Origin of the sequence: Shimia isoporae, from assembly GCF_004346865.1 — a bacterium.
Classification (GTDB): Bacteria; Pseudomonadota; Alphaproteobacteria; order Rhodobacterales; family Rhodobacteraceae; genus Shimia; species Shimia isoporae.
In genome coordinates this window covers 1,979,593-1,993,481 of the sequence record NZ_SMGR01000001.1, presented here as the reverse complement: position 1 = coordinate 1,993,481, position 13,889 = coordinate 1,979,593, and the positions used below count along the sequence as shown (strand labels likewise).

The window sequence follows — 13,889 nt, the reverse complement described above, 5'->3', positions numbered from 1 at the left end:
CGGAGTTACCTCGGTTCCTGAACAAATGCGTTGGTGACAACGAGAGCAAAGTCGCCCGCATCATCGGTTGCAAAGTTGGCGCCCAGACCTGTGGTCGGGAACAGCGGGGCCACTTTGGCGCAGGCGCGCAGAACCATCAGTTCGTTCTGAATACCATGCGTGAAGGTGGTTACCGGCTGTGCTTCCAGCGACTGGTCGGTACAGATCGTGTTCTGCGGGATGCCGTCCCAGGCGCGCGGATCCAAAGCAACCATTTCCAGTTTCAGGTTGTTGTTGCAATCCGGGATCATGGTCGCTTCGTCGCAGATGCGGGTGATCATGTCATCGTGGTCCGGGTTGTAGCCGGTGTTCAGGCGGATGTCGCGCACCACGATGTCCAGCGAACGCTCGAGCATCGAATAGCGCAGGGTCATCACACCCAGTTCGACTGCGGAAACCAGAGTGACCAACAGGATCGGCACCATGATCGCGAATTCGGTCGAAACGTGACCTTCTTCGCGCCGACGGAATTGGCGGAACAGGGAAGTCATACGCGTAATCATTGTGTCAACCTCAGCTGGCGGATGGACGTTGCAATTGCCGCGAACGCATCCTTGATTTCCAGACCTTCCACGTCGAAATAGTGGCTGTCTGCACTTGCGCAGTCTTTCAGCACGACGCGGGCGGAGTCAGGGGCCTCGAAGCCGATGGCGAAGACGATAGCGCCTTGCTCCTTGATGACGTCACAGACCTGTTTGGTGCGGGTGTCCTTGGCGCCATAGCTGACTTCGTCAATGGCGTTGTAGTACCACTCGTCCCATGCTGCGTCGCCGCCAACCAAAGGCTTGTAGATGTGCTCGGCGATGTAGCCGGGCGGTGTGTATGCCCAAAGGTCGGGATAGGTCACCACTTCTGCGTGGCCGGGTTCATCCACAGTCACAGTCTGCGCGATCTTGGCGTAGTTCTTACAGCGCCAGCCGTTGCGACGGGACCATTTCCACGACAAACACTCGTCGGTTTCGACGTATTCGGTGCTTTCGTAAGTACCTTCGCCGTAGGCGTGATCGACGTAAAGGTTCTCGGAAGGCCAGAAGTACATCGGTTCGTTGGTGATGCCGTCTGTGTCTTTGTCCTCTTCGTCAAGGCCAAGATAGATCGAGTAGAAATCTTCCTGCTCGTTGTACCAGACGGGGCTGTCGCCTTCGCGGTAGCCATCAACAATGTTGTGCTGACGGGTGTTCTGACCGTCTGACATCACAACCACAACCTTGAGCGAGTCGTTGGTGCCATAGTCATAGGGGCGGTCTGCGAAGACTTTGCTGACCATGCCGTTGTCGGTCTCTTCGTTCTGGTCAACGAGTTGCTCGATCACCGGACGGAAGGTCGGATCAACCAGAGCCGCGCCCCACTTCATACCTACATCGATGGATGTGTTGCCGTCGGCATACATGTTTCGGATGAAGGTTTTCAGTGCTTCGGTGTCGCTCTGAAGGATAGCCACTTCGCGGCTGGACGACGTGTTACAGTCGATATAGCCATCGTTCAACTTGGTCTTCGGGTTGTTGTCACGGTTGTCTCTGTCGGAGTTCGAAGAGCTCGACCAAGAGAAGTGCATTGTGCGGTCATAAGAAGCCGTCGGCGAGATTCCCGGCTCGTCATAATCCGAATTGGTGAAATTCAAGCAGTTCGCAAACTGGTTTTCACCTTGCACGTTCATATGGTCAAAAACACCGTCGGGCAGGGAAACCTGTGCCGCGTAGGGAACAATCGAGATCGACAGGGTGCCGTCCTCGGTATTGTCGTCCATCGTCTGCACGAATTCCTGGGCCGCGGTTTTCAGGTTGGTCAGGCGGTTGTTGTTGCCCATCGAACCCGAAACGTCGAGAACCATCGAGATTTCCAGATTGCCGATGCGCTCTTCCGCGGTACCGGCGGCGGGCACTGCCAGAGTGTCAACGCCGACCATTTTCATGAAGTTGGTCTGGTGCGTCCAGTTGGCAGTTGCGGACACGGTGCGGAAGTTCAGACCGCTGTCGTGCTGCACGTCCGTCAGGTAGCCGCTCATGTTGGATTTGTCGAAATAGTCCTCGACAACTTCTTGAGCGTCACGCGTTTGGTCCATGTCTGCAGCCGCAAGAATGGCACGGTCCAGCGTATGCTGTAGACGTGTGCGCTTCATCTCGGAGTGCATGACATCGACGCCAATACCGCCGACCATCAGGATCATCAGGAAAAGGAAAATGCCGAACCCTACGATCGCACCATCCTCATCCCGTGCAAACACACGGGACGTGTTCCGGAGTCTTGCCAGAACAGAGTGGGGGGCGTCCGCGGGCCGTGGGGCCTCGAACTGTTTCATCTTACGTACCTCGCCTCGACGCGCGTTAAAAGAATGCCCATCGCTGGGCAGAATGCGTCCCCACCTTTATTGGGGTTGATTACGGCCAAATTGGGGCGCAATAAAGTGATATTCGTGACTGATTTGCAGAAATTTCCGTTTATTGTCAGTATCTTGTGTACAATAATCGCTGTCAGTGCGCTTCTGTTTCCAAAGCGTCAACTTCGGCCGAATCCCGATTAGCTTTCCGTTAGGTGAGATCACCCCTCGTATCCGGTGGCAAAATGGTTCTAGTGTGGCGATAGGCCTGGATGCGGCAGTGAGTCGCAGTCGGTGAATGTGCGAGGAGTGAATTATGAGCGCAATCAAAGAGCCCAGTTTCCGTGAATCTGTTGATCTGATGTTCAACCGCGCTGTGGCGCTGATGGACCTGCCGCCCGGACTTGAGGAGAAGATCCGAGTCTGCAACGCGACCTATACGGTGCGCTTTGGTGTGCGACTGCGGGGGGAGATCAAAACTTTCACCGGTTATCGGTCTGTGCATTCGGAGCATATGGAGCCGGTTAAGGGCGGCATCCGGTTTGCGACTTCGGTCAATCAGGACGAGGTCGAGGCTCTTGCGGCTTTGATGACCTACAAATGTGCGCTAGTCGAAGCGCCGTTTGGTGGTTCCAAAGGCGGATTGTGCATCGATCCGCGCGAATATGAAGAACACGAAATGGAGCGCGTGACACGGCGGTTTGCCTATGAGCTGGCCAAGCGTGACCTGATCCATCCTTCGCAGAACGTACCTGCTCCCGACATGGGGACCGGCGAGCGCGAGATGGCATGGATCGCCGACCAATACGCACGGATGAATACGACCGATATCAATTCGCGCGCATGTGTAACGGGAAAGCCTCTCAATGCTGGCGGTATCTCGGGGCGTGTCGAAGCCACAGGGCGTGGCGTGCAATTTGCACTGCGCGAGTTCTTCCGTGACCCGCGTGATGTCGAGAAGGCCGGGCTTTCCGGTTCGCTGGACGGCAAGAAGGTGATTGTGCAAGGCCTTGGCAACGTGGGGTATCACGCAGCCAAGTTCCTGAGCGGTGAAGACGGAGCGGTCGTCATCGGCATCATCGAAAGGGATGGAGCCTTGGTCAATCCCGCAGGCCTGGACGTCGATGCGGTGCAGCAGTGGTTGTTCGCCAATGGCGGAGTAAAAGGCTTTCCGGATGCCACCTATGTCGAGGATGGTTCGAAGGTTCTAGAGGAGCCGTGCGACATTCTCGTGCCGGCAGCGCTGGAAGGCGTGATCAACCTGTCGAATGCGGCGAACGTGAAGGCGCCTTTGATTATCGAGGCGGCAAACGGGCCGATCACTGCCGGTGCGGATGAAATCCTGCGGAACATGGGCACAGTGATCATTCCGGACATGTATGCCAACGCAGGCGGTGTGACGGTATCCTATTTTGAGTGGGTCAAGAACCTCAGCCACATACGCTTTGGACGGATGCAACGGCGTCAGGAAGAAAGCCGTCACCAACTGGTGGTGGACGAGCTGGAAAAAATCAGTGCTGCGATGGGAGACCAATATAGTCTGACCGACAGCTTCAAGCAGAAGTACTTGCGTGGTGCAGGCGAGTTGGAACTCGTGAGGTCGGGTCTCGACGACACCATGCGCATTGCCTATCAATCGATGCGAGACGTCTGGCATGAACGCGCGGACGTAGAGGATCTGCGGACCGCGGCCTATCTGGTGTCGATTGACAAGGTGGCGGCCAGCTACAGGGCGAAAGGGCTTTGAGACATGGCCAAAACAGATATTGCGATAGCTTGCCGCTGCGGTGAGTTTGGCGCAGTTCTGAAAGATGCGAGCCCGAAAACGGGCTCGCATGTGCAGTGCTACTGCAAGGATTGTCAGGCAGGTGCCAAAGTTGTCGGTGCCGAAGACACGCTTATGCCGAGAGGCGGCACAGATATTTTCCAGACGCTTCCCGCCGGTATAGAAATCACCAAAGGCGCGGAGAAACTGGCGGCCTTCAGATTGTCGCCGCGGGGGCTTATCCGGTGGTACGCGGGGTGTTGTAGCACGCCTGTTTTCAACACGCTGGGCAACACCAAACTGTCTTTCGTAGGGCTGTTTGTGAACACGATGCAAGGCGAGGATGTCGGGAAATCAATTGGCAAAGTTATTGCTGTCAATTCCGTGGACGGGGCACGGCCCGGACCCGAAAAACTCAAGGAATATGGTTTCAATAAAGCCGGTTTCAATATTGTGGCCAGGCACTTTGGCGCACTTCTGCGGGGGGATGCCAAGAAAGGTCCCTTTTTTGATGACGCTGGGCAACCGGTGGTGGAACCACGGGTGCTGAGCAAGGAAGAACGGAAAGCCGCGACGCCTTAACAATTGAAAAGCCTTTTTTGTGTGATCCTGATCGGGAGGGATCGCGTAAGACGTGTAGGACCAGCACAGAAGGGAACCAACAGTGTTCAAGAAACTCGCCGCAGTTATGGTGTTTGCCGCTTTTTCGGCGCCAGCCGTCGCACAAACTTCCGGAGCACCGGATGGATGGGTCTTTCGGTTTGAAGGCGCCTATTTCCATCAGCAAAACGCCGATCTGAACACGGGTGGTCAGTTCAGCGTAGATCGCACTTATGGGCAATTTACCGCGGTCAACCGCAACCCGGACGGGATCAGTTTTGGCGTTTCTGCCAGCTTGGGGCAGTCGGATTATGACTTTGGCGGCGGCGGCCCTTGGGGAACGGTAAAGGAAAACTCGATTGCCCTGTCGTTCAGCGGTCAGATGGGGAACGGTGGGCGCTGGTTTGTCGCGCCGTCGGTACGTAGCCGGTATGACCGCGGCGCGTCCTCCAGTGATGGCAGGAGCGCCGGTTTGTTCGCCGGCATCAGTTGGCGGATCAACGACAACCTGATCATCGGCCCTGCCTTTGGTGCCTTTGAAGGGCTTGGAGGCGACAAGTATGATATTTTCCCGGCCTTGCTTCTGGATTGGCGGATATCGGATCGATGGAGCCTGACCACAGGCCCTACAATCGGCGCCAGCCAGGGGCCGGGTCTTTCACTGCGGTATGATGTGGCGCCGGACTGGGGACTCACCCTGTCTGCGCGGAGCGAGAAGAACCGCTTTGCACTTGCGGGCGGTGGCGTTGGCCAGGACAGTTCGATCCCAGTGGTTTTGAGCGTGAGCTATGATCCGAACCCGGGCATGAGCTTTGCGGTTTTCGCCGGTGCAGAGTTTGACGGGGTTTTGCAGGTGGAGACAGCAACCGGGGTGACCACCGGCAAGAGCCGCTATGACACGGCGCCGCTGATGGGCGTTGCTTTCTCGCTCTCTTTCTAAGCCAGTGATTGCAAAAAGCCCCTTTGCGACGCAGTCTGTCGCGGAGGGGCTATTCTTTGTCGAAAAACCGCAGAAGCCTGCGTAGGAGTGGCCCTAGCTTTTTTGTGACAGCGGGGCAGAGTCCTGCAAGCAGCAAAGGATAGAGCATGCGGTTTTCCGGCCTGAAGATTCTGGCGGAGGGATTGACCGGCAACAAGGGGTGGACGGCGCATTGGCGCGATGCCCAGCCCAAGCCGGAATATGACATGGTCATCATTGGTGGTGGCGGACACGGTCTTTCCACTGCCTATTACCTCGCCAAGAACCACGGCATGACCAACATCGCCGTGCTTGAAAAAGGGTATCTGGGTGGCGGTAATGTGGGGCGGAACACCACGATCGTGCGCGCCAACTACTTCCTGCAAGGCAACTCCGAGTTCTATTCCCATTCGTTGAAGCTCTGGGAGGGACTGGAAGAAGACCTCAACTACAATGTGATGCACTCCCAACGCGGGTTGATCAATCTGTTCCACAGCGACGGCCAACGCGACGCTTTTGCGAGACGCGGAAACATGATGATCAATCAGGGCGACGATGCGATCCTTCTGGATCGCGAAGGTGTTCGAAAACACCTGCCGTACCTTGATTTCGAGCAGACGCGCTTTCCAATTTATGGCGGTTTGTACCATCCGCGCGGTGGAACCGCGCGGCATGACGCCGTGGCTTGGGGCTACGCAAGGGGGGCGTCGGACAGGGGCGTCGACCTTGTTCAGAATTGCGAAGTGACGGGGATCGACATCGAAGCTGGCGTAGTGAAAGGCGTGCAAACCACCAAAGGGTCGATCCGGGCTAAGAAAGTCGGGATCATCGTCGCCGGCCGTTCGGGGCTCGTCGCCGGCATGGCTGGACGGAGGCTGCCGATTGAAAGCCATGTGCTTCAGGCATTTGTCACCGAAGGCCTGAAACCGGTTATCGACCATGTGATCAGTTTCGGCATGGGGCATTTTTATATCAGCCAGTCCGATAAGGGGGGGCTGGTCTTCGGGGGAGACCTCGATTTCTACGCATCCTACGCCCAGCGGGGGAATCTGCCCATGAAAGAACATGTCATGGAGGCAGGCATGACGCTTATGCCGATGATCGGCAAAGCGAAGGTCCTGCGTTCTTGGGGTGGGATCATGGACATGACGCCCGATGGCAGCCCGGTGATCGACAAGATGGAAGGAATTGACGGGCTGTTTATCGACTGTGGCTGGAACTACGGAGGGTTCAAGGCTGTGCCCGCTTCGGGTTGGTGTATGGCCCATCTGATGGCGACAGATCAGCATCATGACTACGCCGCCAAGTTCCGACTGGACCGTTTCCGGACAGGCGTCGGCATCATGGACGAAGAGGGCACCGGCTCTCAACACAATCTGCACTAGGGGGGGCGCCGTGAAACGAACTGCATTATCCGTTTTGTTTGTCGCGCTGGGCTCGAGCGTCTTGGCGGAGGGGCCGGATGCAGGTTGCTATGCGCGGGATTACAGCGCGGCGCATTTGGCAAAGCACCCCAAACAGGTGGTCGATGACGTGGTCCTGTGGATTTACGAAGACGAGCTTGGCAACAAGTTGGCCGACATGGACGTGACTTTTGCCAAGCAGGGGCATGTTGCAGCGAGCATGTTCGCTGGGCAAACCCTGAACCAGTTCCTGCTGTGTTTTGACAGCCGCGGTCGAGCAGGATGTGCCGTGGAATGTGACGGTGGCGCCTTTGTGGTCGTGAAAGATACGCCGGAGGCCATGACAATCGAAACGGAGTTCCTATTGGTAGGGGACACGGAAGAATGCGGCGGGGCCGTGGATATGGCTGAGGTTCCGGGCAAGGCGGTACGGTACCGGTTGAACAGGGTTGCGGCCTCACAATGCGAGGGCCTTGGTCAGCCGTTCCTCGCCACTGAGCCAAATGCGGACATCGAAGGGGACGAGGACAAATGAGGATCACCTGTCCGATATGTGGCGAAAGAGACCGCCGCGAGTTTTACTATGTGGGTGATGCCGTGGCTTTGCAGCGCCCGGACCCGGATGCGAGCGATGTTGTTTGGGACGACTACGTTCACAACCGTGACAACCCGGCGGGTGTTACACGCGATCTTTGGTATCACGAAGGTGGGTGCGGTGCGTGGATTGTAGTAACGCGCAACACGCTGACGCACGAGATTTCCAAGACGGAACTGGCTTCCAAGGTGAAGGAGGCGGGCAGATGAGACTTGCAGGATTGGGGCTCGTGGATCGTAGCCAGCCCGTCACTTTCACTTTTGACGGTCAGCCGGTTCAGGGCTTTGCCGGCGACACTGTGGCTTCGGCATTGCTGGCCAATGATGTCCGGTTGGTGGCGCGGTCGTTCAAATATCACCGACCACGCGGCGTGATGGGCGCGGGATCTGAGGAACCCAACGCATTGGTCACCGTGGGACGTGGCGCGCAGCAGGATCCGAACATTCGCGCCACTGTGCAGGAAATCTACGGCGGGCTTGAGGTGCAGAGCCAGAACCGCTGGCCATCGCTTGAGTTTGATGTTCTGGCTGCGAATGACTTTGCGGCGCCGTTTCTGGGCTCAGGGTTCTATTACAAGACCTTTATGTGGCCCAAAGCCTTTTGGGAAAAACTCTATGAGCCGGTCATTCGGCGTGCGGCAGGCTTGGGAGCATTGAGCAAGCAGCACAATCCGGATGCCTATGAAAAGGCTTTTGCGTTTTGCGATGTGTTGGTGATCGGCGCGGGACCGTCGGGATTGATGGCGGCTCTGACCGCGGCGCGTGCCGGCGCGGATGTTATTCTTGCGGACGAAGATAGCGTCATGGGCGGGCGCCTGAACAACGACTCTGTTGAAGTCGACGGTTTGAGTGGCGCAGGGTGGGCTGCGCAAGCTGTTGCCGAACTGACCGCGATGCCCAACGTACGGTTGATGCCAAGGACCACCGTGACTGGCGCCTATGATCAGGGCACATATGGAGCCTTGGAACGCGTCAGTCATCATCTGGCTCATGCGGGCGGGCGCCCGAAAGAGTGTTTCTGGCGCATCGTTGCCAAGCGTTCGATTTTGTGCGCGGGAGCGATTGAACGACCGATTGCTTTTGAAAACAATGATCGTCCTGGTGTGATGACCGCGAGCGCGGTGCGGACATATGTAAACCGGTATGGCGTGGCTCCCGGTAAATCGGTGACCGTGTTCACCAACAACGACAGCGGCCATCAAACCGCGCGGGATTTGATCGCCGCCGGTGTGCATGTGGCTCTGGTTATGGACAGTCGGAGAGATGCGCCGGATAGCGGTGACTACCGGATGGTCAAAGGGGCCGAAGTTTGCAACGCGGGAGGGCGCAAGGCGCTCGAGAGCGTGACGTTTCGGACGATGAGTGGTGAGGAAAAGGTCCAGACCGATTGCCTCGCCGTCTCCGGCGGGTGGAACCCGACAGTACACCTGACGTGCCACATGAACGGTCGTCCAGTTTGGCGCGAGGATATTCAGAGCTTTGTGCCAGTCGAAGGCATGATCCCCGGCATGACAACCGCGGGAGCGTGCCAAGGCACGTTTTCGACACATGGTGCATTGAGCGAAGGCGCACACGCAGCCGGCAAAGTGCTGGAAACCTTGGGCATGTCGTCAGGGTCGCCGGAGTTACCTGTTGCCGAAGATGCGCCTTATCGGATGTCGCCTTTGTGGGCGGTAGGAGGACATGGGCGCGCGTGGCTGGATTTTCAGAATGACGTGACCGTCAAGGATGTGAAGCAAGCGGCCAAGGAGAACTTCCGCTCTGTGGAACATATGAAGCGCTACACAACGCAGGGCATGTCTCCGGATCAGGGAAAGAACTCCAACGTGGCCGCACTTGCGGTTTTGGCAGACGCGACCGGACGCGGAATTCCCGAAACCGGCACCACGACATTCCGGCCGCCTTTTGTGCCTGTGAGTATTGCCGCCATGGGGGCGGGTGCTCAGGGCGACGGGTTTGCACCGCAACGCTTTACTACGAGCCACAGGGCAAGTGTGGATGCAGGGGCTCCGATGATCGAGGCCGGCCTTTGGTACCGGCCGAGCTACTATCCTGCAGCGGGGGAAACCACGTGGCGTCAGAGCTGCGACCGTGAAGTCAACATGGTGCGGGAAGCGGTCGGCATCTGTGATGTCTCGACTCTTGGCAAGATCGATGTTCAAGGGCCGGACGCGGCCGAGTTTCTGGATTTCGTGTATTCAAACATGTTCAGCACGCTAAAGGTCGGGCGGGTGCGCTATGGCCTGATGCTGCGCGAGGACGGTACGGTCATGGATGACGGCACCACGGCGCGCTGGGCAGAGAACCACTTTGTCATGACCACAACGACGGCGGCGGCCGGTCCGGTTATGCGGCATTTGGAGTATGTGTCGCAATGCCTGCGACCAGAGTTGAATGTCGCATTGATCTCCACGACCGAACAGTGGGCGCAATTTGCTGTTGCCGGTCCCAAGTCACGGGATCTGTTGAAAACGCTTGTCGATGAAGAGATCGACGATGACAGCTTTCCTTTCATGGCCTGCGGCGAGGTCACAGTGCAGGGCGTCAAGGGTCGGCTCTTCCGAATTTCATTCTCGGGCGAGCACGCGTACGAAATTGCTGTGCCGGCACGATATGGCGACAGCCTTTATCGCCAGATGGTTGCCAAGGCCGAGTCGATGGGTGGAGGTGCCTACGGCATGGAGGCTCTCAATGTGCTGCGAATTGAAAAAGGCTTTATCACTCACGCGGAAATCCACGGACGCACGACGGCCTTTGACATTGGTATGGGGCGGATGGTGAGCGCCAAAAAAGACTGTGTCGGTAAGACGATGAGTGAACGACCCGGTCTGAATGGAGACGAGCGTGAACAGCTTGTCGGCCTCAAACCGGTGGGGCCGGTCAAGCAGCTGACTGCCGGGGCACATCTCTTCTCGGTTGGCGATGAGCCGACCCGTGAAAACGAACAGGGCTACACCACATCAGTGGGATTTTCGCCGACTTTGGAAAGCTTCCTTGGACTTGCTTTCTTAAGAAACGGGCGTGCGCGCCATGGTGAGGAGGTGGTGATGGTAGATCATTTGCGTGGCATCACAACGCGATGCGAGGTTTGTGACCCCGTGTTCTTTGATCCTGAGGGAGGGCGAGTTCGTGGCTGAACTGATTGCTAAGTCACCCTGCGAGGGTTTGCTTCCGGTGCGGGCAGGTGACGTCACTCTAATCGAGCTGGACGCCGGTGCGATGACGTCGATTGCTCCATTCAAGGGGCAGGAAAAGGCCGTGTCCGATGCGCTCAAATCCGCACACGGAATGGCGTTTCCTGCGGCAAATCGAGCGACTGGAAAGGAAGGCGCTCGCGCGATCTGGTTCGGGCAGGGTCAGGCGATTTTGGTTGGTCCGGAAGCGGACGCATCACTTGGAGCGATGGCCGCAATGACAGATCAAAGTGATGCATGGGCTGTGGTTCGGCTGGAAGGCGAGGGGGCGGAAGACGTGCTCGCGCGGCTGGTGCCCGTAGATTTGCGGTCGAGCGTGTTCAAACGGGGTCACACAGCGCGGTCGATGTTGCAGCATATGATGGTGTCGATCACACGCGTGGGCGACAACGCATTTCAGATCATGGCTTTCCGGTCGATGGCTCGGACGTTGGTTCACGAGTTGGAGATCGCGATGAAAGGGGTTGCGGCCCGCGGTGCGGACTGACATTTTTGCAGCGCAACGACCTGAGGGGATGACCATGTCTGTTTCTGTTTTTCTGCGCGGTGTGACGGCTTTGGCGCTGGGCGTAACTCTGGTGATGCCGGCTTCGGCAGGCGAAAAAGAGGATACCTGTAAGCTGCAAGGCGAAGTTATGGGCGCGGTGCAGCAGGCGCGGCTTGAGCGCGTTAAGCAAGGCGATGTCGTCGACACCGTTATGGCAGCCAATCCCGATTGGCCTGCATCGATGGCCGCTGCGATGCCGCAGGTTGTTGATTTCGTTTATAGCCAGAAGCGCAAAGATCTAAAAAAGGTCGATCTGTCGCAAACCGCTGAGGCGCAGTGCCTTGAGAGTTGGGATCAGATCAAGCAGATGCAAGGCGGCTGATCTCCGCCGCATAGTCCGCATTTTTCTGAATTCAGGCGCGGCCGGGTCCATGGACTTTGGCCGTGCTGGCTATCTATACTAAGCGCCATGAGCCTGCCTCCCGGATTTCTTGATGAGCTTCGCAGCCGCACCAGCCTGACGCAGGTGGTGGGTCGCAAAGTCATGTGGGATCAACGCAAGTCCAATCAGGGCAAAGGCGACATGTGGGCCCCGTGCCCCTTCCATCACGAAAAAACCGCTTCGTTCCATGTGGATGACCGCAAAGGGTTTTACTACTGCTTTGGATGCCACGCCAAAGGGGACGCCATCAATTTTGTGAAGGAAACGGAAAACGTCGAATTCATGGAAGCCGTACGCATTCTGGCTGACGAAGCCGGATTGCAGATGCCGGAGCGTGATCCACAGGCCCAGCAGAAAGCCGACAAACGTACAAAATTGGCTGAGGTCATGGAGATGGCTGTCCAGCATTTCCGCCTGATGCTCAATACCGGCGCCGGCGGCCCCGCGCGAGACTACCTAGACAGGCGCGGCCTAAAGCAAGAAACGCGCGACCGTTTTGAAATCGGGTTTGCACCAGACGGCTGGCAGGGACTTTGGGATCATCTCACAGGCAAGGGGGTGGCGCCGGACCTTATTTTGGGCGCGGGACTTGCGAAGCCATCGAGCAAAGGTGGCAAACCTTACGACGTATTCCGCAACCGGATCATGTTCCCGATCCGTGATGCTCGGGGCGGATGCGTGGCCTTTGGCGGCCGTGCAATGGACCCCGATGACAACGCCAAATACCTGAACTCTCCTGAAACCGAACTTTTCGACAAGGGGCGCAACCTTTACCACCATGGCCCTGCGCGAGAGGCTGCCGGCAAGGGTCAGCCGCTTATTGTCGCTGAAGGGTACATGGATGTCATTGCCCTCGCCGAGGCAGGCTTTGGAGCTTCTGTTGCGCCGCTCGGCACAGCGGTCACGGACAACCAGTTGCAGCTTTTGTGGCGCATAGCTGACGAGCCGATTATCGCCCTGGACGGAGACAAGGCTGGCATCCGCGCGGCGATGCGTGTGATCGACCTCGCTTTGCCGGTGCTGGAAGCGGGAAAATCGTTGCGTTTTGCAATTATGCCTGAGGGGCAGGATCCTGACGATCTTATTCGCGCGAAGGGGCCGGGCGCAGTTCAGAAGGTGCTGGACGAGGCCGTACCAATGGTCAGCCTGCTTTGGCAAAGGGAGATCGAGGGCAAGGTTTTTGACAGTCCGGAACGCAAGGCTGCGCTCGACAAGGCCCTGCGAGAGAAGATCAAGCAGATCAAAGATCCGTCAATTCGCCAGCACTACGGTGACGCAATCAAGGATATGCGCTGGCAGCTTTTTCGGGGGCAGCGGAGCAGTGGCGCAGGTGGACGCACATTCAAGCGCGACGGCGGACGCTGGAAAGCCGGTCCCACGGTGCAGGCCCACACCAAAGCTTCGATGTTGGCGGGCGGGCAGGGCGCGGTGGAGCATCGCGTCCGTGAAGCCGTCGTACTTGCGGTGGCTTTGGTCACGCCCGAGGTTCTGGATGACTTTGATTATGCGATTGAAACGATGGAGTGTCTGGATGAAGGCAATGCCCGAATGCGGGACGTTTTGATGCGCAATGCCAACACTCCCGATCCGAGATCGGCAGTTGAGAACGCTTTGGGTCTGGAAGCCGTTGAAAACCTGTTGCGCCAACCCTATGTCGCGATCACCCCTGCCGTGCGAAACCCTGGCGACATGGAGCTTGCGCGCCTGACGCTGACCGAGGAGCTGGCCAAGCTCAAGACCGAGCGGGGGTTGAATGCAGAGATCGCAGAGGCCGAAGAAGACCTGTTGGGAGTGGCCGACGAGGCTGTGACCTGGAGATTGGGGCAAGCTGCGGAAGCCCGCAACAACGCGCTGATCAGCCGTCAGGAGGAGGGCGGAGATTTCGCTGTGGGGGCCAATGGAGCCCCTATTGATAAGGACGAACGCGCAGCGCTGGACGCGCTAAGAGACACGATAGATTTCTCCAGAGGCGGGCGACCGCGTCGCTCATAAGCCGCACTGGGGTAACACACATAGACGACTCAGTTGAAACGGGGTTGCGAATCACCTCGCAGCGGGGTTGATTCGGTAAAAACGAATCACTCCCAGCC

General features: G+C 57.7%; 12 protein-coding genes. 10 read left to right on the top strand and 2 right to left on the bottom strand.

The window, feature by feature from the left end:
• Positions 1-5: 5 nt before the first annotated feature.
• The gene (locus tag BXY66_RS09790; protein WP_132859927.1) at positions 6-542 is read right to left on the bottom strand and encodes a TadE/TadG family type IV pilus assembly protein; all 537 of its coding nucleotides are present in this window, start codon (positions 540-542) and stop codon (positions 6-8) included.
• Positions 539-2,338 carry a TadE/TadG family type IV pilus assembly protein gene (locus tag BXY66_RS09785; RefSeq protein WP_132859926.1) on the bottom strand — a complete coding sequence of 600 codons (1,800 nt, stop codon included), beginning with the start codon at positions 2,336-2,338 and terminating at the stop codon, positions 539-541. Before BXY66_RS09785 ends, BXY66_RS09790 begins: the two co-directional genes overlap by 4 nt.
• Positions 2,339-2,672: 334 nt before the next feature.
• On the opposite strand from BXY66_RS09785, the gene BXY66_RS09780 reads away from it, so the two are divergent.
• The 10 genes from BXY66_RS09780 to dnaG all read left to right on the top strand — a co-directional run bounded on the left by BXY66_RS09780 (position 2,673) and on the right by dnaG (position 13,791).
• Positions 2,673-4,103: a Glu/Leu/Phe/Val family dehydrogenase gene (locus BXY66_RS09780; RefSeq protein WP_132859925.1), complete on the top strand. Its 1,431-nt coding sequence runs from the start codon at positions 2,673-2,675 to the stop codon at positions 4,101-4,103.
• 3 nt (positions 4,104-4,106) lie between these two features.
• Complete coding sequence (locus BXY66_RS09775; RefSeq protein ID WP_132859924.1) at positions 4,107-4,703, top strand: DUF6151 family protein; 597 nt, start codon at positions 4,107-4,109, stop codon at positions 4,701-4,703.
• 82 nt (positions 4,704-4,785) lie between these two features.
• Positions 4,786-5,661: a hypothetical protein gene (locus BXY66_RS09770; RefSeq protein WP_132859923.1), complete on the top strand. Its 876-nt coding sequence runs from the start codon at positions 4,786-4,788 to the stop codon at positions 5,659-5,661.
• A 146-nt stretch (positions 5,662-5,807) separates the two neighbouring features.
• Positions 5,808-7,064, top strand: coding sequence for a sarcosine oxidase subunit beta family protein (locus BXY66_RS09765; RefSeq protein WP_132859922.1), 1,257 nt, complete (start codon positions 5,808-5,810; stop codon positions 7,062-7,064).
• A gap of 10 nt (positions 7,065-7,074) precedes the next feature.
• Positions 7,075-7,617 (top strand): hypothetical protein, encoded by a 543-nt coding sequence (locus BXY66_RS09760; RefSeq protein ID WP_132859921.1) that lies wholly within the window; start codon positions 7,075-7,077, stop codon positions 7,615-7,617.
• Positions 7,614-7,886: a sarcosine oxidase subunit delta gene (locus BXY66_RS09755; RefSeq protein ID WP_132859920.1), complete on the top strand. Its 273-nt coding sequence runs from the start codon at positions 7,614-7,616 to the stop codon at positions 7,884-7,886. Before BXY66_RS09760 ends, BXY66_RS09755 begins: the two co-directional genes overlap by 4 nt.
• Positions 7,883-10,813, top strand: a complete 2,931-nt coding sequence (locus tag BXY66_RS09750) for a sarcosine oxidase subunit alpha family protein (RefSeq protein ID WP_132859919.1) — start codon at positions 7,883-7,885, stop codon at positions 10,811-10,813. Before BXY66_RS09755 ends, BXY66_RS09750 begins: the two co-directional genes overlap by 4 nt.
• Entirely contained in the window at positions 10,806-11,357 is a 552-nt protein-coding gene (locus BXY66_RS09745; protein ID WP_132859918.1) for a sarcosine oxidase subunit gamma, read from the top strand. Before BXY66_RS09750 ends, BXY66_RS09745 begins: the two co-directional genes overlap by 8 nt.
• 34 nt (positions 11,358-11,391) lie before the next feature.
• A complete protein-coding gene (locus BXY66_RS09740) occupies positions 11,392-11,739 on the top strand; it encodes a hypothetical protein (RefSeq protein ID WP_243694337.1) in 348 nt (115 codons plus the stop codon).
• A gap of 87 nt (positions 11,740-11,826) precedes the next feature.
• Positions 11,827-13,791, top strand: a complete 1,965-nt coding sequence (dnaG, locus tag BXY66_RS09735; RefSeq protein WP_132859917.1) for a DNA primase — start codon at positions 11,827-11,829, stop codon at positions 13,789-13,791.
• The last annotated feature ends 98 nt before the right edge of the window (positions 13,792-13,889 follow it).

Bases quoted from the DNA above. Each gene is read 5' to 3' on its own strand.
- BXY66_RS09790 (WP_132859927.1), bottom strand. From the start codon at position 542: ATGATTACGCGTATGACTTCCCTGTTCCGCCAATTCCGTCGGCGCGAA.
- BXY66_RS09785 (WP_132859926.1), bottom strand. From the start codon at position 2,338: ATGAAACAGTTCGAGGCCCCACGGCCCGCGGACGCCCCCCACTCTGTT.
- BXY66_RS09780 (WP_132859925.1), top strand. From the start codon at position 2,673: ATGAGCGCAATCAAAGAGCCCAGTTTCCGTGAATCTGTTGATCTGATG.
- BXY66_RS09775 (WP_132859924.1), top strand. From the start codon at position 4,107: ATGGCCAAAACAGATATTGCGATAGCTTGCCGCTGCGGTGAGTTTGGC.
- BXY66_RS09765 (WP_132859922.1), top strand. From the start codon at position 5,808: ATGCGGTTTTCCGGCCTGAAGATTCTGGCGGAGGGATTGACCGGCAAC.
- BXY66_RS09755 (WP_132859920.1), top strand. From the start codon at position 7,614: ATGAGGATCACCTGTCCGATATGTGGCGAAAGAGACCGCCGCGAGTTT.
- BXY66_RS09750 (WP_132859919.1), top strand. From the start codon at position 7,883: ATGAGACTTGCAGGATTGGGGCTCGTGGATCGTAGCCAGCCCGTCACT.
- BXY66_RS09740 (WP_243694337.1), top strand. From the start codon at position 11,392: ATGTCTGTTTCTGTTTTTCTGCGCGGTGTGACGGCTTTGGCGCTGGGC.
- dnaG (WP_132859917.1), top strand. From the start codon at position 11,827: ATGAGCCTGCCTCCCGGATTTCTTGATGAGCTTCGCAGCCGCACCAGC.